Origin of the sequence: Candidimonas sp. SYP-B2681 (assembly GCF_003971065.1) — a bacterium.
Lineage (GTDB): Bacteria > Pseudomonadota > Gammaproteobacteria > Burkholderiales > Burkholderiaceae_B > Pollutimonas.
The window spans coordinates 209,894-227,426 of the sequence record NZ_RYDV01000002.1 but is presented as its reverse complement, the minus strand read 5'-3'; the positions used below and the strand labels follow the sequence as shown (position 1 = coordinate 227,426).

16 protein-coding genes are annotated in these 17,533 nt (G+C 54.3%); 12 read left to right on the top strand and 4 right to left on the bottom strand.

The features are described from left to right. Positions 1–188: 188 nt before the first annotated feature. Genes EKL30_RS05705 through EKL30_RS05695 form a run of 3 tightly spaced genes read left to right on the top strand, consistent with a single transcriptional unit; the run spans position 189 to position 4,377 of the window. On the top strand, positions 189–1,589 hold the full coding sequence (locus EKL30_RS05705) for an efflux transporter outer membrane subunit (protein WP_126706234.1): 1,401 nt from the start codon (positions 189–191) through the stop codon (positions 1,587–1,589). Positions 1,590–1,603: 14 nt separating this feature from the next. Beyond that, positions 1,604–2,788, top strand: a complete 1,185-nt coding sequence (locus EKL30_RS05700; protein WP_126706233.1) for an HlyD family efflux transporter periplasmic adaptor subunit — start codon at positions 1,604–1,606, stop codon at positions 2,786–2,788. Further along, a complete protein-coding gene (locus EKL30_RS05695) occupies positions 2,785–4,377 on the top strand; it encodes a DHA2 family efflux MFS transporter permease subunit (protein ID WP_126706232.1) in 1,593 nt (530 codons plus the stop codon). Before EKL30_RS05700 ends, EKL30_RS05695 begins: the two co-directional genes overlap by 4 nt. A gap of 685 nt (positions 4,378–5,062) precedes the next feature. Here the strand turns inward: EKL30_RS05695 and EKL30_RS05685 are convergent. Continuing rightward, the gene (locus tag EKL30_RS05685; protein ID WP_199748492.1) at positions 5,063–5,482 is read right to left on the bottom strand and encodes a nuclear transport factor 2 family protein; all 420 of its coding nucleotides are present in this window, start codon (positions 5,480–5,482) and stop codon (positions 5,063–5,065) included. 234 nt (positions 5,483–5,716) lie between these two features. Beyond that, on the bottom strand, positions 5,717–5,983 hold the full coding sequence (locus EKL30_RS05680; RefSeq protein WP_126706230.1) for a hypothetical protein: 267 nt from the start codon (positions 5,981–5,983) through the stop codon (positions 5,717–5,719). A 392-nt stretch (positions 5,984–6,375) separates the two neighbouring features. Here EKL30_RS05680 and EKL30_RS05675 point away from each other — a divergent pair, with 392 nt between their 5' ends. From EKL30_RS05675 to EKL30_RS05650, 6 genes are all read left to right on the top strand, one after another. Continuing rightward, positions 6,376–7,056, top strand: coding sequence for a Crp/Fnr family transcriptional regulator (locus EKL30_RS05675; RefSeq protein WP_126706229.1), 681 nt, complete (start codon positions 6,376–6,378; stop codon positions 7,054–7,056). 151 nt (positions 7,057–7,207) lie between these two features. Beyond that, on the top strand, positions 7,208–8,707 hold the full coding sequence (locus EKL30_RS05670; RefSeq protein WP_126706228.1) for an NAD(P)/FAD-dependent oxidoreductase: 1,500 nt from the start codon (positions 7,208–7,210) through the stop codon (positions 8,705–8,707). Between the two features lie 60 nt (positions 8,708–8,767). Further along, positions 8,768–9,685: an SDR family oxidoreductase gene (locus EKL30_RS05665; RefSeq protein ID WP_126706227.1), complete on the top strand. Its 918-nt coding sequence runs from the start codon at positions 8,768–8,770 to the stop codon at positions 9,683–9,685. A gap of 57 nt (positions 9,686–9,742) precedes the next feature. Further along, positions 9,743–10,732 carry a tripartite tricarboxylate transporter substrate binding protein gene (locus EKL30_RS05660; RefSeq protein ID WP_126706226.1) on the top strand — a complete coding sequence of 330 codons (990 nt, stop codon included), beginning with the start codon at positions 9,743–9,745 and terminating at the stop codon, positions 10,730–10,732. Positions 10,733–10,775: 43 nt separating this feature from the next. Beyond that, entirely contained in the window at positions 10,776–11,657 is an 882-nt protein-coding gene (locus EKL30_RS05655; RefSeq protein WP_126706225.1) for an alpha/beta fold hydrolase, read from the top strand. 37 nt (positions 11,658–11,694) lie between these two features. Further along, positions 11,695–13,104 (top strand): FAD-binding oxidoreductase, encoded by a 1,410-nt coding sequence (locus EKL30_RS05650; protein ID WP_126706224.1) that lies wholly within the window; start codon positions 11,695–11,697, stop codon positions 13,102–13,104. Between the two features lie 32 nt (positions 13,105–13,136). On the opposite strand, the gene EKL30_RS05645 is transcribed toward EKL30_RS05650, so the two are convergent. Next, entirely contained in the window at positions 13,137–13,862 is a 726-nt protein-coding gene (locus tag EKL30_RS05645; RefSeq protein WP_126706223.1) for a GntR family transcriptional regulator, read from the bottom strand. A 197-nt stretch (positions 13,863–14,059) separates the two neighbouring features. Here EKL30_RS05645 and EKL30_RS05640 point away from each other — a divergent pair, with 197 nt between their 5' ends. The 3 genes from EKL30_RS05640 (at position 14,060) to EKL30_RS05630 (ending at position 16,766) form a co-directional block, all read left to right on the top strand. Further along, positions 14,060–14,971 (top strand): TauD/TfdA family dioxygenase, encoded by a 912-nt coding sequence (locus EKL30_RS05640; protein ID WP_126706222.1) that lies wholly within the window; start codon positions 14,060–14,062, stop codon positions 14,969–14,971. 44 nt (positions 14,972–15,015) lie between these two features. Next, on the top strand, positions 15,016–15,978 hold the full coding sequence (locus tag EKL30_RS05635) for a tripartite tricarboxylate transporter substrate binding protein (protein ID WP_126706221.1): 963 nt from the start codon (positions 15,016–15,018) through the stop codon (positions 15,976–15,978). Between the two features lie 368 nt (positions 15,979–16,346). Next, entirely contained in the window at positions 16,347–16,766 is a 420-nt protein-coding gene (locus tag EKL30_RS05630; protein ID WP_126706220.1) for a CBS domain-containing protein, read from the top strand. Positions 16,767–16,817: 51 nt separating this feature from the next. Here EKL30_RS05630 and EKL30_RS05625 read toward each other — a convergent pair whose 3' ends face one another. Then, complete coding sequence (locus EKL30_RS05625) at positions 16,818–17,315, bottom strand: acyloxyacyl hydrolase (RefSeq protein ID WP_370246236.1); 498 nt, start codon at positions 17,313–17,315, stop codon at positions 16,818–16,820. Positions 17,316–17,533: the final 218 nt, after the last annotated feature.

Sequence of the window (17,533 nt, the reverse complement as noted above, 5' to 3'; positions counted from 1 at the left end):
ATGGTGGCTAAAGGCCTACATCCAGTAGAACGTCGTATTGATGCTTCAGCGTGGAGGTTCACCGCAATAAGAATCCGCGTAACTGTTGTCAGGTTTTACTGCTTCGAACGATACCAACTTGTGATTATTTATATTCAGCTCATTGTAAGCCTATGCGAACTTGCCCTGTGCTTTTCGGCTCACCGCCCATGAAGCTATTTGTCTCCCTGCTACTGATTGCAGCGCTGTACGGTTGCACGGCGCTGGATCCTGGCCAACCCACTTACGCAGCACTGCAAGCCCGCCAAGCGGGGTTAGACGACGGCGCGATTCCATGGCCAACGGCGCAATGGTGGCTACGATATCAAGACTCCCAATTGAATCAGCTAATTAGCCAAGCCCTCGTAGGAAGCCCATCCCTTGGCGCCGCACAGGCGCGGGTGAATATAGCCAACGCTGCCGTGACAGGTGCTCGCGCAATTCAACTGCCGCAACTGAACGCTAGCTACAACTTAGTACGCGAGCGCTTCTCGGAAAACTATATATTTCCACCCCCATACGGCGGTTCTATGCAAACCGACAACAGCCTGCAGTTAGAGCTGGGACTCGACTTGGACTTATGGGGTCGCAATCGCGCGCGCTATGCCGCCGCCGTATCGGAACACGACGCCGTCATTGCCGATCTGCAAGTCGCTCGCAACAGCTTGATCAGCAGCGTGATTCAGAGCTATTTCAATTTGCAAAATGCGTTGGCGCAAAAAGCCGTAATCACCCGGATCGTCAAGCAGCTGGAAAACGTGGCGCGCATCACGCGTCAGCGCGTACGCGCTGGGCTGGACACTGAAGTGGAAGTGGACCAGGCGGACTCGGCCGTATCGGCAGCGCGAGTGCAACTGAGCCAGGCGGACACCAACGCCGGCTTATTGCGCAACCAGATAGCGGTCCTGACAGGCTCCGGTCCTGATCGCAGCGCTAACATCGACCAGGCAAATCTCTCCAATGCTCCGGACGGTGCACCAACCAGCATTCCCTTTGCACTGTTGGGGCGACGCCCCGACATCGTTGCGGCCAAGCATCGTGTGCAAGCCAGCTCCAGCCAGATATCGGCAGCCAAGGCAGAATTTTTTCCCAACATTAACCTATCGGCGTTTGCAGGTTTCATGTCGCTGGGCTTAAGCAACTTGTTGCAATCCGGCAGCCAGGTGTATGGCGTTGGGCCAGCCATAACGTTGCCAATTTTCAGTGGCGGCGCGCTTAACGCGAGCCTGCGCTCACGACAGGCTGAACGCGACCTCGCCATTGCCGATTACAACGAAACCCTCCTGAGCGCCGTGCGCGAAGTCGCGGATGCCACGATCGCCATCAAGGCCTTGCAACAGCAAACAGTGGATCAGGCAGCCAGCCTGCGCGCGATTACCTCGGCCTACAACATTGCCGTCCAACGCTATAAGTCGGGACTAGGCAATTTTGTACAAGTCCTACTGGCTCAAAATGAGGTCCAGAAACAGGCCATCCTGAATACCGACATGCGCGTAAGGGCTTTCAACCTGAATGCCCGGCTTGCCACCGCCCTGGGTGGCGGCTACGGCGAAGCTTTTCATACCCAATGAAAGAAGAACTAACCATGACTGCTGACAAAAACATAGTCTCCCGGCGCAAACGTCTATTGGTTACCGCCACGGCCGTTTTTGTCGTTATAGGGGTCGCCTATGCTGTTTGGTGGATCTTGTTCGCGGCCGATTATGAGTCGACTGACGATGCTTATGTGCACGGCAATCTAGTACAAGTCACGGCACAAATTCCCGGCACAGTCGTAGCCATTCATGCCGACGACACTCAATGGGTGAGCAAAGGGACGTCACTGGTTCAGCTGGATCCAAGCGATGCCGACATTGCCCTGAAACAAGCTGAAGCCACACTTGCCCAGGCCGTACGGCGCACTCACACCGTTTATGTACAAAACGACGCCGCGCAAGCTGACATCGCCATGCGCAGGGCCGACATAGAGCGTGCTCAGGTAGACTTGGAAAAGGCCGGAAGCGACCTGAAACGACGTCAGGCTCTGGCACGCTCCGGAGGTGTCAGCGGCGAAGAAATCCTGCATGCCCAGACGACATTCAAAGCGGCACAATCCGGGCTGGCACAAGCCCAGGCCGCTTTTACGGCCTCTCAAGCCGCACTAAGAACCAACGAAGCATTGACCGCGGGCACGACCGCGTCCGCCCACCCCGATGTCATTCAAGCCGCTGACCAATTTCGCAAGGCATGGCTGGCCAACGCCCGCACACGCCTGCCCGCCCCCGTAGACGGCGTGATTGCACAACGCTCAGTACAAGTCGGCCAACATGTTGCACCGGGCACACCGCTGATGACTATCATTCCATTGCAACAGGTCTGGGTAGAGGCCAACTTCAAGGAAGCCCAACTGCGCCACATGAAACCCGGCCAACAAGTCAAGCTTACGGCGGACTTGTACGGCGGCAACATTACTTATCACGGCGTCTTGCAAGGCATTGCCGCTGGAACGGGCAGCGCATTCGCCCTGTTGCCGGCACAGAACGCCAGTGGCAACTGGATTAAGGTCGTGCAACGGGTCCCCGTCCGAATCACGCTGGATCCCAAAGAAATGGCCAGCCACCCTTTGAGGGTGGGCTTGTCCATGAACGTGGAGGTCGAACTTAGCGAACCAACAGCACCAAGTACCGGTGCGCCCGGCGGCACCCAACTGCAAACTGCCGTGTTCACCGACAACACAGGCGATGTCGATACCCGCATCAATAGAATTATTAACGAAAACCTGGGCTTATGAGCACTGCCGATATTGAGAACCCGAAGCCGGCGGCCAGCCCACATTCGGCGACGCCTGGGCCGCTGGAAGGACGGGCACGGGTTTTTGGCACGATAGCCTTGTCGACCGCCGTGTTCATGAATGTTCTTGACTCTTCCATCGCGAATGTGTCGATACCCACCATAGCAGGCGACCTGGCGGTGAGCGCCACGCAGGGCACCTGGGTCATTACATCGTTTGCGGTCGCCAACGCCATTACCGTTCCCTTGACGGGATGGCTCACCCAGCGATTTGGCCAAGTGCGCCTGTTTGTAATGTCGGTGCTGCTCTTCGTTCTATTTTCATGGCTCTGCGGTTTCTCATGGTCGCTGGAATCACTGGTGGCATTCCGGGTCCTGCAAGGCGCTGTCGCGGGCCCCATGATCCCCTTGTCCCAGTCGTTGATGCTGGCCAGCTACCCTAAAGAGAAGGCCGGAATGGCGCTGGCGATGTGGGCCATGACTATCCTCGTTGGACCGGTCGCCGGTCCGCTGCTGGGCGGATGGATATCCGACAACTACAGCTGGCCTTGGATTTTCTACATTAATGTACCCGTAGGGCTATTGGCCGGCTGGGCTTCCTGGCAGCTTTATAAAGACCGGGATTCAGAACGGTCCAAGCTGCCTATCGACACCACGGGGCTGGCGCTACTGGTGCTATGGGTAGGCGCTCTGCAACTCGTGCTGGATAAAGGTAAAGAACTTGACTGGTTCGCAAGCACGACCATCACCACCCTAGCCGTCGTCGCTGTCGTGTCCTTCGTATTCTTCGTTATCTGGGAGGTGACCGCCAAGCATCCGGTGGTGGACCTTACCCTTTTCAAGGACCGCAACTTTACCGCCGGGGTAGTGACGATTTCGGTAGGGTACGGCTTATTTTTTGGCACGGTGGTGTTGCTGCCGCTATGGATGCAAAGCACACTGGGGTACACCGCCACTTATGCGGGCATTGCATCAGCGCCGGTAGGCATACTGGCCATTATGTTCTCCCCTTTGGTGGGGAAATTGCTTAGCAAGCATGATCCCCGACGAATCGCCACGTTTGCCTTTCTGATATTCGCACTTATCAGCTATATGCGCGCCAACTTCAATACTGAGGTGGACCTGGTCACCATCATGATTCCTACCTTTATCCAGGGTGCAGCAATGGCCACTTTCTTTATCCCGCTCACCACCATCACATTGGCGGGATTGGAGCCCCATCGCATTCCTTCTGCTGCTGGGCTTTCGAACTTTGTACGCATACTTTTCGGCGCCTTCGGCACGTCCATCACGACCACTATGTGGGACAGCCGGGCAAGCCTGCATCACGCACAACTGACCGAAATCGCGCGACCCGGCGAACCCGCCTTCGATGCCACCATGGCGGGCCTGCGGCAGAAAGGCCTGTCTGTGGAACAGTCGGCGGCCGTTATCAACAATATGATCAACCAACAAGCGTACACACTTTCAGCGACTGATATCTTCTACGCCTCGGCCATACTGTTCCTGATTTTGATGGGCCTGGTATGGGTCGCCCGTGCGAAACCCGCTAAAGGCGGCGCAGGTGACGTGGCAGCGGGTGCGCATTAGGCACACCACATATAACGCTGAGCACCGCATCCTCTACGCTAAGCGGGTCAGCGTCAATGCCGGCCTATGACTTGCTGACCATCCAAGATCAGCGTGGGGAGAGTAGACAAGCGACTCCACGGCCCACCCTCGTCAACAAAGCGTTTCAGTGAAGAGGTTGCCGCTGGGACTAAGGAGATCTCTATGGGGAAATGCGATTCATGCGGCAATGAATACGACAAATCTTTCCAAGTGAGCATTGCGGGAAAAACGTATACGTTCGACAGCTTTGAATGCGCGATTCGGACCGTCGCGCCACGTTGCGAGCATTGTGGAGTGCCGATTATCGGGCATGGGCTAGAGAAGAACGGAAGAATGTTCTGCTGCGGCCACTGCGCCAGTGGAGAAGGCGTGACAGAGCTGCGTGATCGTTCCGACTAAGCGCCTCAGATATAAGACGGTTGCCAATCATAAACGCCGACAAGCAGTTAGTGGAATTTGTCGCATTGGGCGATATAGCGACCGGCGGTGCTGATATCAAATCAGCGGGTAAAGCGTTATCGAATCTCTCCGTACTGGTGCAATGGGCCGACGATTCGACTCATGCAACGCGCCGCGACTGTGGCAGACCCCCATGCCCCATGGAAGTCGCTTGCGCATGTATCGGCCGATTGCGAATGTAGCTTCCTGCCTGGCCTGACTGAGATTACAACCGGCTGAAAACATCCAACATCGCCGGAGAAACATCGGTGTGGTGATGGACAATCTTCCACGCTCCAGCTTCTCGCTGATAAATGTTCGTGACGCGGTGCTCAATGGTAATTTGCTGTCCGGCAAGCTTAAGATGCCCATGCTCTATGCCCGCTTCGCAGGCCACATCGCCTGCGAGCCGTATGAATTGATCTTTCAATTCAATCTTCCCTTCCGAGGCCAGTTCAGCCACTTTCTGAAATGATGCCCTGACTGCATCCCAACCGACTTCCCGACCGCCGATAGGGTGCATGGCCATCACGGCCGCGCTGTGCGACCAGATGTCTGCCAGTGAATTGCCATCTCCATTGGCCATGCGGTTTAATCCGGTGTAGAACTGCTTTGATGCGTTGCGAACTTCGTCTTCTGTTGACATGATCATCTCCTTCTACAAAGGTTTGATAAGGCTTAACGCCCATTCCGCATCGCACCATCAGTTGATGCCCTCGCGATGGGCAAGATCATCAACTCTCCTGGCTGATACGCAATTGGAGGCTGTGGGATGTTGACGGCGACCACAGTACAGCTTCTGATTCAGCAGGCGCCTAAGGCTGAAGCCGCCTGCTGTCGGCTCCAACGAAGTATGAGGCATTTCGCTGTCAGTCGTCCATCAGTTCTCGAGGAAGTAGATGTCTGGTTTGTCGACCACCCCTACTTCTTGCATCTTCTCGCGCAGGTCTGTAGATGCCGCAAACGCTTTCGCTCGCTTGAGATCCTGCGCTTCAAAAAGGATAACAACCTCGTTGGCGTCGTCTGAGCTGCAAAGCAGGTATTTTTCGGTAAGACCTGCTTCGGTGCGTTTTGGCTGGTGACCGTCGTAACCGGTCTTCCAGGTCTTGAAGTCCCTCACTTTGTGCCTGATCAGTAAGAATGCCATGACTGACTCCTTTTGTAGCAGGTGTCAGCAGATTAGAGGGGCGCCTAGGTATCGCTGACAAATGCCTAGCGTTATATAGACTTCAAACGGACCAAAGCAAATCCTGAACCAGTCGACGAGGAATGTCAAAGAAACAGAGTGACGGGCAAACAGAACAACGGCACGTGCGGCGCTTCAGTGACAGCCAACGCTACATGGCAGTCGCCAGCGCCGGGTACCTAACTACCGCTTCAGGCCGATTTGTCTTCCCTCTCCTGACGAGGGTCCTAGCGGCAGGATGGTGTACTATTTGCCAAAATATTCAAGCAAAACCTGAGGGACCTTTCGCGACCCCTCATTACTCAGGCTTAGTACGCTGCCTCTCGCGTTCACTGGCCAAGAGATGATGAAAGATGGCTGAGAAAGCAGAATTTCACCTCGGAAGCTCAAATCACAGCTTTCTGTCACCCGAGTTCGAGAAGGCACTGCGCACTCACGCTCGCCTGCTTCGAGTGCCGAAAAAAAGCACGCTCTTCACCTATGGCTCCAAATCGGACGGCCTTTATTGCCTGGAACGAGGGATATTGCGCCTCAGTGTCACGGCCAGCAATGGTCGGGAAGCGGTGCTTAGCGTCCTGTCTCCCGGAAGATGGTTCGGCGAAGCCTCTTTACTCGGCGAAGAACCACACGTTCATGACGCACGCGCAGTGGTCGATTGTGAGGTGATCGTTGTGCCGGCAGCCGCGGTCCATCAGGTACTCGAGAACAGACCGGATTTTCTCCTGGAACTCGCCCGGCTTGTATGCAGACGCTATAAACAGTCGCTCCAACGGATTGACGCAACCATCTTGCTTCCACTACCGGTGCGTTTGGCCAAGCGCTTACTCGAAGTCTGTAAAGCTCAACATCCACACTACGCTGGTACAGGCACTCCCGTATTGAGACTATCCCAAGAAGACTTAAGCCAGATGCTGGGGGTGTCCAGGCAAAGCATCAACAAATTGCTGAAGGACTGGGAAGGGCGCAGTATTGTTGGTGTCAAGTATGGGCAAATCACACTTCTCGACCACGACGCCCTACAAAATCTAACGTAGCCCCTGGCAAGCCTACTGTAATTTGTCGTTCCGGCGATATCCAGACACCAATAATGGCCAATTGCCATTAGGCGACAGTTCTCTAGATTCATTCATCCCATAATTCCTGCAATAACCGCGCAACATAAGTGCGCTAGATCAGGAGTCATGGATGGATACGCATATGGGACAGACCCCGACCGGCGGTCAAATAGAACATTTCGACGTCGTCATTGTCGGAGCCGGAATGTCCGGCTTGGCAGCGGCGTATCACCTGCAACGAACTCTGCCGCATCTTAAATACGTGATACTCGATTCGCTGGAGAGCTACGGCGGTACTTGGCTCACCCATTCATATCCCGGGGCACGGTCGGACAGTGACCTTTTTACTTTCGGGTACCAATTCAAACCTTGGAAGGGCAACCCGATTGCGACACGCAGCGAAATTCTCTCGTATTTGGGAGAAGTCATTCAAGAGAACGGACTTGAACCGCACATTCGCTTTCGCCATCACATTGCTTCAGCCGCTTGGTCCAGTGAGGATGCTCGATGGAACCTTGAAGCATTTGCTGGGGATTCAGGCGAGTCTGTACGCATTTCCACGTCGTTCCTTTGGATGTGTCAGGGATACTATCGTCATTCCGAGGGTTATACGCCCGGCTGGCGGGGCATGGACGATTTCAAAGGCGAGATCGTCCATCCGCAAAAATGGCCCAAGGATCTTCAATATAAAAACAAACGTGTGGTCGTGATCGGTTCGGGCGCAACCGCAGCAACACTGCTACCTGCGATTGCAGAAGAGTGCGCGCACGTGACGATGCTGCAACGCACCCCAACCTACTTCTCCACGGGTCGCAATGCGGACAAAATGGCAGATGAACTGCGCCGGCTACAGATCAAGGACGAGTGGATTCATGAGATCGTCCGCAGAAAAGTCGTCTGTGACCGCGCCGCGGTGCTGAAGCGAGCCAAGGAAGAGCCAGAAACACTAAAGCAGGAATTACTGGCACAGGTGCGCGCCGTGCTGGGAGCTGACTACGATGTCGACACCCACTTTACACCCCCATACCGTCCCCATCAGCAGCGAGTGTGCTTCGTCCCCGATGGCGACCTTTTTAAAGCGATTAGAGGCGGTAAGGCGTCGGTTGTCACCGATGAGATCGAAGAATTCACATCGGACGGGCTGTTGCTCAAATCCGGCGAACGAATTGATGCCGACATCATTGTTACCGCCACTGGCTTCAACATGAATTTCCTCGGCGATATCAAATTCTCGGTCGATGGAGAGGCTCTCGACTTTTCGAAGACAGTGACCTATCGCGCAATGATGTTCACCGGGGTGCCGAATCTCGTGTGGATATACGGATACAACCGTTATAGCTGGACCCTGCGGGCTGAGATCATCGCGCATTTCGTATGTGGGATGCTCAAGCATATGAGTAGCGCGGGAGCAAAGAGCGTGCGCCCTTCATTTCGTGCCGAAGATCATGATATGCGCATTTCTCAGTGGGTCGATCCGGACAACTTCAACCCAGGCTACTTAATGCGTGCGCAACATTTATTACCCAAGCGAGGAGATAAACCAGAGTGGCGCCACACGCAGGACTATCTATCAGAGAGTGTCGATATGAACGCGATCGACTATACGCACGAACCCTTGCAGTACGAATGAAAAGAATGACCAAGTGATTGGATCAAGCAGGACAAATCTTAAACAAAAAGGAGACAGACTATGCAACAGTTCTCAAATGGTGTCGCGGTAATTACCGGAGGCGGCTCCGGACTCGGCAAGGCTTTTTCAATGTATGCGGCAGCACGCGGCATGAAGATCGTGCTGGCCGATGTTCAGCAAGATGCACTCGATGCCACCGTGTCGGAGCTTCGCGCAAGCGGCGCGCAGGCCATAGGGGTTCGGACCGACGTATCCAATGCCGCGGACGTTCAAGCGCTGGCCGACGCAGCGATGAGCACTTACGAAAAGGTCAATTTACTGTTCAACAATGCTGGCGTCACGGCTGGCGGCGTAGTTTGGGAAAACACAGAGAAAGACTGGAACTGGCTGCTTGGAGTGAACTTGCACGGAGTCATTCATGGGCTGCGCATATTTACCCCTCTTATGCTCAAATCGGCGGCATCAGATCCCGATTATGAGGGCCACATCGTCAATACGGCCTCCATGGCAGGCCTGCTTGCTGGCGTCGCCTCGGGTATCTACAGCGTATCCAAGCATGCCGTGCTCGCACTGTCGGAAGCGCTTTTTCAAGATTTGAACTTGGTAAGCGAACAGGTGCACTGTTCAGTGCTGTGCCCGTCGTACGTTCCAACGGGAATTGGAAGCTCTGAGAGAAACCGGCCCGATTCGCTCTCTTCCAACACACCCCTAACGCCTTCGCAGAGGGTTGCCAAGGAGCTTTCCCAAGACGCCATCGTTAATGGGCCGGTATCTGCAAATCGCGTGGCGGAGATTACCTTCGAAGCAATAGAAAAGCAGCGCTTCTATATTTATACGCACCCGGACACTTTGCTGGCAGTCAGGAATCGTTTTGACCATATTGTCGACCAACAGAATCCCCCCCTTTCTTTCGAGGGAAATCCCAGCCGTTCCGCGCGCAGGACAAGACTGTTGGATGCCTTACAGCAGCCCGCCTAACACCAATCCAAGGCGCGATAGATATACAAGTTTTACTGATAATTATGGAGACAGTGAATGACAAAGAAATACATGCTGGCCGTTCTCAAGGCCGCCTCCCGCTGCGTGATCGGCGCGAGCGCCCTTGCGTTGGCCGCTGCAGCCCACGCGGAGGGTAACTATCCAGACCGACCGGTCACGTTTATCGTTCCCTACCCCGCGGGCGCAGCCAGTGACACCTTAGCCCGCTTGATCGCCTCGCACTTGCAGAAGGCATGGGGACAACCGGTTGTCGTACAGAATAAACCCGGTGCCGTCGGCACTATCGGAGTGAGTCTCGTCGCCCGTTCGCGCCCCGATGGCTATACCGTGCTCGTGAGCAACACGTCGCTGATACAGCTTCCTGCAATGATGAGCAAGTTGCCGTTCGACACCTTCAAGGATCTAACCCCGGTCGTTCAAACGGTGCGAATTGCAAATTTGTTTGTTGTTCCAAAGTCCTCGCCGGCAAAGAGCCTGGACGACTTCGTAAAGACCGCCAGACTTAAGCCGGGACAATACAATTATGGAACATGGGGTGCGGGAAGTTCAGCGCATATCCACGGCGAATTGCTGAGCCAGCAAACGGCCACCCAACTCGTTCCGATACCGTATCAGGGGTCGGCGCCCATGATGACTAACCTACTCGGTGGGCAGATAAATTCCGGAATTGCAGACGCTGCTTCCGTCAAACCTCACGCCGAATCGGTGCGCGTATTGGCCGTAACGGGGCCCGAGCGGATACCTGCATTCCCCGATGTCCCGACATTCACAGAGCTCGGCTACAAATCGTTCGAAGCACGCGGATGGCATGGCCTGTTCGTACCGGCCGGCACTCCGAGCGCTATCGTCGACAAAATTTCCGTGGACGTAAATCGAATCTTGAAAGACAGCGAGGTTCAGACCACGATCGAGTCCTTCGGCATTCAGCCTGGCGGCGGAACACCCGAGGAATTCGCAACGTCGATGCGGTCGGATGCTGGGATCTACTCTGCCGTTGTGAAAGCGGCCAATATTCGCTTGGATTAATGAATCCGAACTAAGAAATCATCGTGTTAGTGGGGGAAGTCACATGGCAGTTGAACAAGCGCTTGAGAGCCGGTACGTCGAGGTGGTTTTGGACCAGAGCGCGGTAAAGGTCCATTACCACGACTTGGGCAACTTACGAAGTGACCTGCCCCCAATTGTTATGTTGCACGGATCCGGCCCGGCGGCATGCGGCGCGCACAACTTCAGTCAGAATGTCGGTCATTTTATTGACCTCGGTTTCAGGGTAATCCTGCTCGACTGGCCAGGTTGGGGAAAGAGCGATTCGCTTGTGTCTAAGGGTTCGCGATCAAGCCTGAATGCACAAGTACTGCGGCGTGTGCTGGATGGCCTTGGAATAGACCGGCCGGTACATATCGTTGGGAACTCGATGGGTGCGCACAGCGCCACAATATTCGCCATTGAAAACCCCGGACGTGTCTCCAAACTGGTATTGATAGGTGGCGGCAACGGGGGCCGCGGCCTTTTCCAGGCGGCGCCCACCGAGGGGATTCAAAAAATCATAGCGTTCTACCAGCATCCCAGCCTTGAGCGGATGCGCGACCTACTGAGCACGGTCATATACAGGCGGGGCCTGATAAGCGATGAGACCGTCCAGAGTCGGTTCGAAGCGGCTATGATGCGAACAGATCATATCGAAAACTACTGCAAAAGCATTCACGTGAATCCAATGCAATATCCGGACGTGAGTGCTAGGCTGCCAGAGATAGACGTGCCCACGCTTATCTTCTGGGGCCAAGACGATCGAGTCGTGCCGTTAGATCTGGGCCTCCGTGTCGCAACCTTGATCCCTGACGCGGATATGCACATTTTCAGCCAGTGCGGACATGTTCCTCACATGGAGCAGGCATCGAAATTCAATCTGTTGGCCTCTTGGTTTTTAAACGATCGAACCGGGCAGACGTAAGGAAAGCCCACTATCCACATAACGAATTACGCAGAAAATGACGAATACTTTTTTGAGCCAGCTAGTCGACCTTCTCGGCAATGATGTCGTACAAACCGAAGCGGCTGAAATCGAACCTTGGCTGTCCGATTGGCGAGGTGTTTATAAGGGCCAAGCTCAGGCTCTGGTACGGCCGTTGACCACGCAGCAGGTTTCCGACTGTCTTCGCTTGTGCAACGAGCACAAGGTGCCCGTCGTACCTCGCGGCGGCAATACAGGCTTATGCGGGGGCGCGACGCCCGATGGATCCTCGGCAAACGTTATCCTGTCGCTTGATCGCATGAACACGGTCCGGTCGATCGACACCATTGCCAATACACTGGTGGCAGACGCGGGCTGTATTTTGGGCAACCTGCGCCGTGCTGCGCACGAGGCAGATCGCTTGCTGCCATTGAGCTTGGCCGCCGAGGATTCGTCACAAATCGGGGGCAACATTGCGACCAATGCAGGAGGCGTGAACGTTTTGCGATATGGCATGGCACGTGAACTGGTATTGGGCATCGAGGCCGTATTGCCGAACGGCGACATTTATAACGGACTCCAGACGCTGCGCAAAGACAATACCGGCTATGACTTGAAGCAGTTGCTCATCGGTTCGGAAGGCACCCTAGGCGTCATCACCGGCGTGGCGTTAAGGCTTCATGCGCCGATGCATGTGCGCTCCGTCGTGTTGGCCGCCGTGGATTCCCCTAAGCAGGCCCTCGAATTGCTTCGCCTGGTATTTGGAGCCTGCGGCCCGCGACTGCAGGCGTTCGAATTCTTCACCGACGAATGCCTTGACCTGGTTCTGGCCCATGTCGACGGGGTGCAACTGCCTTTTGATCAGCGTCACCCGGCCTACGTGCTCATTGAACTTGCCGACACCGCCAATGAAGAAGCACTTCAGACTTTGCTCGAGGATGTGATCGGCCGAGCGCTGGAACAGGAGCTTTGCCAAGATGCCGCGGTATCTGCATCAATGGCGCAATTGCAGGCACTGTGGCGCTTGCGAGAGGAAATCTCTGAAGCACAACGCTCGGACGGACCTCATCTGAAACATGACATCTCCTTGCCCATTGAACGCATTCCTGAATTCATTGACTCAGCCGAGCTGCGCTTGCGCACGGTAGCCAATGATTGCCGCTTGTTCATCTTTGGTCATTTTGGCGATGGCAACCTCCACTACAACGTATCCCGCCCCCTACACGCTGAAAAGACTTGGGCCCACGAATGGGAAGAGCGGATCGCCGACTTGGTGTTTGCCGAAGTTGCTTCGTATGGAGGCAGCATCAGTGCAGAACACGGCATCGGCCAACTGAAGCGACGCTCATTCCACGAACACAAAGATCCGTTGCAGATCCGGCTGATGGAGCAAATCAAAAAAGTGTTCGATCCGAATGGAATAATGAATCCAGGCAAATTGTTGTGACCGCCAAGCGGTGCCACCGGGCGCCGCTACTCTCAGGTCAAGCTTTCCTTGGCTGCACGATAAGAACGAAGCAGCAGTGACTTTGCGTGTTCTTCAGCGCCCGCTATGTCGCGCGCCATGATGGCTGAAGCGACGCGACGCCAATCTTCGGCCGACTCCTTACGTCGAGAGCGGGTTGCAAAACTGATAGCTTTTCCTCGGACGACTGAACGCCAAAGCGCAGCATCGCTTAACGACTCGTAGATGGTTTGTAGACGTTTGCGACTTCCATAAGAAATCAGGAATTGTTGAGCAGTTATCGAGGCATGGCCGTAATCAGCAGGGGTCGTGGCGGGGTCGGCAGCTAGCCGCTCTAACTGATCTATACGCAGCTTGAAGCTGTCCATAAGCTCTTGAGGCGCATTGGCTGCAAATAGCCTTGCGGCCAAACCAAGTAATTGCGCCCGAATCAGGAAAATCTCTTCAATTTCTCCGGCGTCGACGCTGACAACCCGGGCGCCTTGACGCGCGATTCGCTCCACTACCCCTTTGCGCTCCAGCAGCGCGATAGCTTCCCGTACCGTAGAACGGCTGACTTCAAAGCTTTCCGCGAGTAATTCTTCCTTAAGTCTCTCTCCGGGCGCCACTGAGCCATTATGAATTGCCGCCAGCATCTGTTCTGCCACCATGTCAGGAAGCGATTTGGCAGAGCGACCGGCCGGAACTGCGTTTCGTTCCAAAAAGAAAGACTTGCGGGTATCAGCGTTTTCGGGCTTCATCTTGTCGCTCTGTTTAAGGTTAGGCGTCGGGTCGCAGGTATTTAATGTCAGGTTACAAAACAAATTCAACTTGTTCTTGTCGACAATCGACGGAGTCCAATAATTTAAGTATAGTAAACGATGTAGCACCTAAGAACACTGCACTCAATTAATGTCGACAGTCGACACTCGACAGTCGACGGAACTAAGGATTTCAGATGAACAACGTAAAAATCAACCCGCTCGCCTACGCGGCCGGCGCCAGCGTGACCGGCGTAGACCTGCGAAAACCGCTTACCAACGCAGAACTCGAAGCAGTCACGAAGGCATGGCACAACCATCTCGTGCTCGTGTTTCCTGAACAAAACTTGACACCGCAAGAACTGATTGACTTTACGAGCCAATTCGGCCAAGTCGAACGCAACGACAATGTGCCCTATTACCGTCACCCGGAATTTCCCGAGGTTTTGCTCGTGTCGAACAAGCCTGTCGACGGGAAGCCTTCACAGACAAGGAATACTGGCCGCAACTGGCATGCCGACTTAACCTATACCGATCGTCCAGCGAAAGGATCTGCACTGCTTTGTAAAGAAAAGCCCAATGTGGGAGGCGACACCATGTTCGCAAACCTTTACATGGCATACGACACATTAAGCCCTGTTATCAGAAATTTTATCGACACACTGGAAGCGGTGCACGATATCACGCTCATTAAGGGTTTCAGTCGTCGCGATCCCGCGCAGATTGAGGAAATGCGACGGCTAAATCCGCCCATCGCTCATCCGGTAGTGCGCATTCACCCCGAAACCGATAAAAAGCTGCTATTCATTAGCGAGCGCGTTCGCAACTTTGTCGGCATGTCGGAAGAAGAGAGCCAACCCATACTCGATTTTCTTAATCGTCATGCGACCTCGCCCGAATTTGTCTTCCGTCATCGCTGGAGCGTTAACGATCTTGTAATGTGGGACAACCGCGCAACCCTTCACGTTGCACTGGCCGATTTCGATCAATCGCAAAGCCGCCATATGATGCGTTGCTCTTTGCTCGGGGAGCGCTCTGGCTACGTAATCAATGTCGATGAGGACCAATCAGCCGGCTCCCTCAAAAGCGCACTCGCTGCGGTCTCCTGAAATTCAACCCTGTCATTTTGAACACAAAGAGTAGGAGACAAATAATGCAACGCGCTTTTAAAACCATAGCGACATCCGTTCTCACAATAGTCTGTGGATTGACGATGTCCTTTGCTCAGGCAGCCCCGCCGATTCGAATGCTGGTCGGCTTCTCTCCCGGAGGAACCACCGACATCATTGCCCGATTGGTGGCCAACGAGATGGGGAAACGACTCGACACTCAGATCGTTGTCGAAAACCGCGCAGGGGCAAGCGGCAACATCGCAGCTGCACAGGTTGCCGACGCCGCGGCAAACGGCCTAACGATGCTATTTGCGCCAAGTAGTCATGCAACCAACGCAACGTTGTATTCGAGCAAGTTTGATAGCGAGAAGGACTTCTCAGCCGTTGGACTCGTCGCAACAACGCCATATATTTTGGTGACACATCCATCCTTGCCTGTGAACACGGTGCCTGAGCTTATCAAGTATCTTAAGGAGCGTCCCGGCGAGATCGCCTACGCGTCGGCTAGTCCTGGGACGGCGCAGCACCTTGCGGGCGAAATGTTCAAGCGGGTAGCCGGAGTAAATATGCTACATGTCCCGTACAAGGGAAGCGCCGCTGCATTTCCGGACCTAGCAGCAGGCCGCACGCCGATCATGTTCGACAACATTGCGGTTGTTTTGCCACATATCAAAAGTGGTGCCGTAAAAGCCATCGCGATGACCTCGAACACTCGTTCATCCTTGCTGCCGGATGTTCCAACCATTGCTCAAAGCGGACTACCGAACTTCGAAATGTCGGGCTGGTTCGCGCTTTTAGTTCCTGATGATACCGAGCCTGGTGTTATTTCGAAGCTAAATCAGGCGCTGAATGAAACGGTCAATGATCCAGCGTTCAAACGGCAACTGGAGAACATGGGCGCCCAAACCGCTACGACGAGTCCCGAAGAAGCGGATGCTTTCATCAAAACCGAGATTGCAAAATGGCGCGAAGTTATTAAAAACGCCGGTATTGCGACAAACTAAAACAATGCGCTTGCTCTGAAACTAGACGCAGCTAAAAAGCTCAAGCAAGGAAGCCACGAGTGGGTTCCTTGCGTCGCGACGAGAGAATTGCGAAGCTGCGCTGTGGCGGTTCCGGCCTATAACTTGCTGATTCTTTAAGCACCACGTAGGGAGCGGACCCCCAACCCCATGGTCGGTCACTGTCAACAGAGCGTTTTAGCGGAGAGGTTGCCGCTCGGACTAAGGAGACCCCTATGGGGAAATGTAATTCATGCGGCAATGATTAAGACAAATCTTTCGAGGTCAGCACTGCGCCAGTGGCGAAGGTGTGACACAACTGCGTGATCGATCCGACTAAGCGATTCAGCCATAACTAAAAGGAGTTGACGATGCAAAAGCTTAAAGATGTGATGAGTCAAAGTGTCAAAATTTTGAATCCCGAGACATCCATCAAAGACGCTGCACGGCAAATGCGTGATGGCGATTTTGGCCTGATGCCTGTCGGAGAGAATGATCGCCTGGTCGGAACCTTATCGGATCGGGACATTGTGATCCGCGCGGTTGCGGAAGGGATGGACGCCAATACGAAAGTGCGCGATGTCATGTCGACCCACGTCATATGGGCTTACGAAGATGATTCCGTGGAAACGGCGAGCCAGATCATGAGCGACAATCAGATAAGACGGTTGCCAATCATAAACGCCGACAAGCGGTTAGTGGGAATCGTCGCCTTGGGCGATTTAGCAACCGATGCTGCGGATATCAGATCAGCAGGCGAAACGTTATCGGATATTTCAAAACCTGGATAGGACGAGGATTCAAATTCAGGCGCTGACATGGCCGCGCTTAAGTGCGCAACATTAATATCGATAGGTGTATGTCAATTGCACGATATTGAGACCCGGATTCGATTTCTCGATACTAGCGTTCGAGAAATGTGAGAAACGCAGACCAAGACGACTGGTGTTGGAAAGATAGGCTCCAACACCTATATGATCTCCAAACTGAAACGCAGTGCTAATGACCTTATCTGCAAAGCGCGTTCGCGTAAACGCGGTTGGACCGACACCAGCCTCTATGTAATAGCGTTCATTCAGTGTCCATCTGAGAATTGGAATGGCACTAAACTGCCACGAGTCTGAAGGCGAACGCGACCCCTTGGCTTTCCAGTATGCGGCGCCCACCTCTGCGATCAGATCCAAGCGCCCGTAGCCCCCGGAAAACTGATGCCTCCATAGCGAAGGTGACTCCCAAGCGAGCTCAATCCGCTGATAATGCTCGCCAACTCCAGCTCGCACGCTGATTCCACCCACCATAGTCTCGGTCGCCAAAACATCCGAAATGGCGAAAGCCATCATGGCACCCGCGATGGCAACCGTTATCGGTCGGAACATTAAGTTATTAGCACTATTCATTTTTTTTAGCCCTACCTCCATAAATTCGGCCTTTCGTCACAGGCCGGACATTGCCATACGCCAGAACGAAAAGCTCACTAACCTGGGCGGCCATGAGTCCTGCACTCTTCCTTAATAATGGGCTCATACGCACCCATGAAAACACTAATCAGGTCCACCTT

Excerpts from the sequence above, each read along its gene's own strand:
- EKL30_RS05645 (WP_126706223.1), bottom strand. The coding sequence starts at position 13,862 with ATGAAGCCCGAAAACGCTGATACCCGCAAGTCTTTCTTTTTGGAACGA.
- EKL30_RS05630 (WP_126706220.1), top strand. The coding sequence starts at position 16,347 with ATGCAAAAGCTTAAAGATGTGATGAGTCAAAGTGTCAAAATTTTGAAT.
- EKL30_RS05650 (WP_126706224.1), top strand. The coding sequence starts at position 11,695 with ATGACGAATACTTTTTTGAGCCAGCTAGTCGACCTTCTCGGCAATGAT.
- EKL30_RS05695 (WP_126706232.1), top strand. The coding sequence starts at position 2,785 with ATGAGCACTGCCGATATTGAGAACCCGAAGCCGGCGGCCAGCCCACAT.
- EKL30_RS05680 (WP_126706230.1), bottom strand. The coding sequence starts at position 5,983 with ATGGCATTCTTACTGATCAGGCACAAAGTGAGGGACTTCAAGACCTGG.
- EKL30_RS05670 (WP_126706228.1), top strand. The coding sequence starts at position 7,208 with ATGGATACGCATATGGGACAGACCCCGACCGGCGGTCAAATAGAACAT.
- EKL30_RS05685 (WP_199748492.1), bottom strand. The coding sequence starts at position 5,482 with ATGTCAACAGAAGACGAAGTTCGCAACGCATCAAAGCAGTTCTACACC.
- EKL30_RS05640 (WP_126706222.1), top strand. The coding sequence starts at position 14,060 with ATGAACAACGTAAAAATCAACCCGCTCGCCTACGCGGCCGGCGCCAGC.
- EKL30_RS05675 (WP_126706229.1), top strand. The coding sequence starts at position 6,376 with ATGGCTGAGAAAGCAGAATTTCACCTCGGAAGCTCAAATCACAGCTTT.
- EKL30_RS05655 (WP_126706225.1), top strand. The coding sequence starts at position 10,776 with ATGGCAGTTGAACAAGCGCTTGAGAGCCGGTACGTCGAGGTGGTTTTG.
- EKL30_RS05700 (WP_126706233.1), top strand. The coding sequence starts at position 1,604 with ATGACTGCTGACAAAAACATAGTCTCCCGGCGCAAACGTCTATTGGTT.
- EKL30_RS05665 (WP_126706227.1), top strand. The coding sequence starts at position 8,768 with ATGCAACAGTTCTCAAATGGTGTCGCGGTAATTACCGGAGGCGGCTCC.
- EKL30_RS05625 (WP_370246236.1), bottom strand. The coding sequence starts at position 17,315 with ATGATGGCTTTCGCCATTTCGGATGTTTTGGCGACCGAGACTATGGTG.
- EKL30_RS05705 (WP_126706234.1), top strand. The coding sequence starts at position 189 with ATGAAGCTATTTGTCTCCCTGCTACTGATTGCAGCGCTGTACGGTTGC.
- EKL30_RS05635 (WP_126706221.1), top strand. The coding sequence starts at position 15,016 with ATGCAACGCGCTTTTAAAACCATAGCGACATCCGTTCTCACAATAGTC.
- EKL30_RS05660 (WP_126706226.1), top strand. The coding sequence starts at position 9,743 with ATGACAAAGAAATACATGCTGGCCGTTCTCAAGGCCGCCTCCCGCTGC.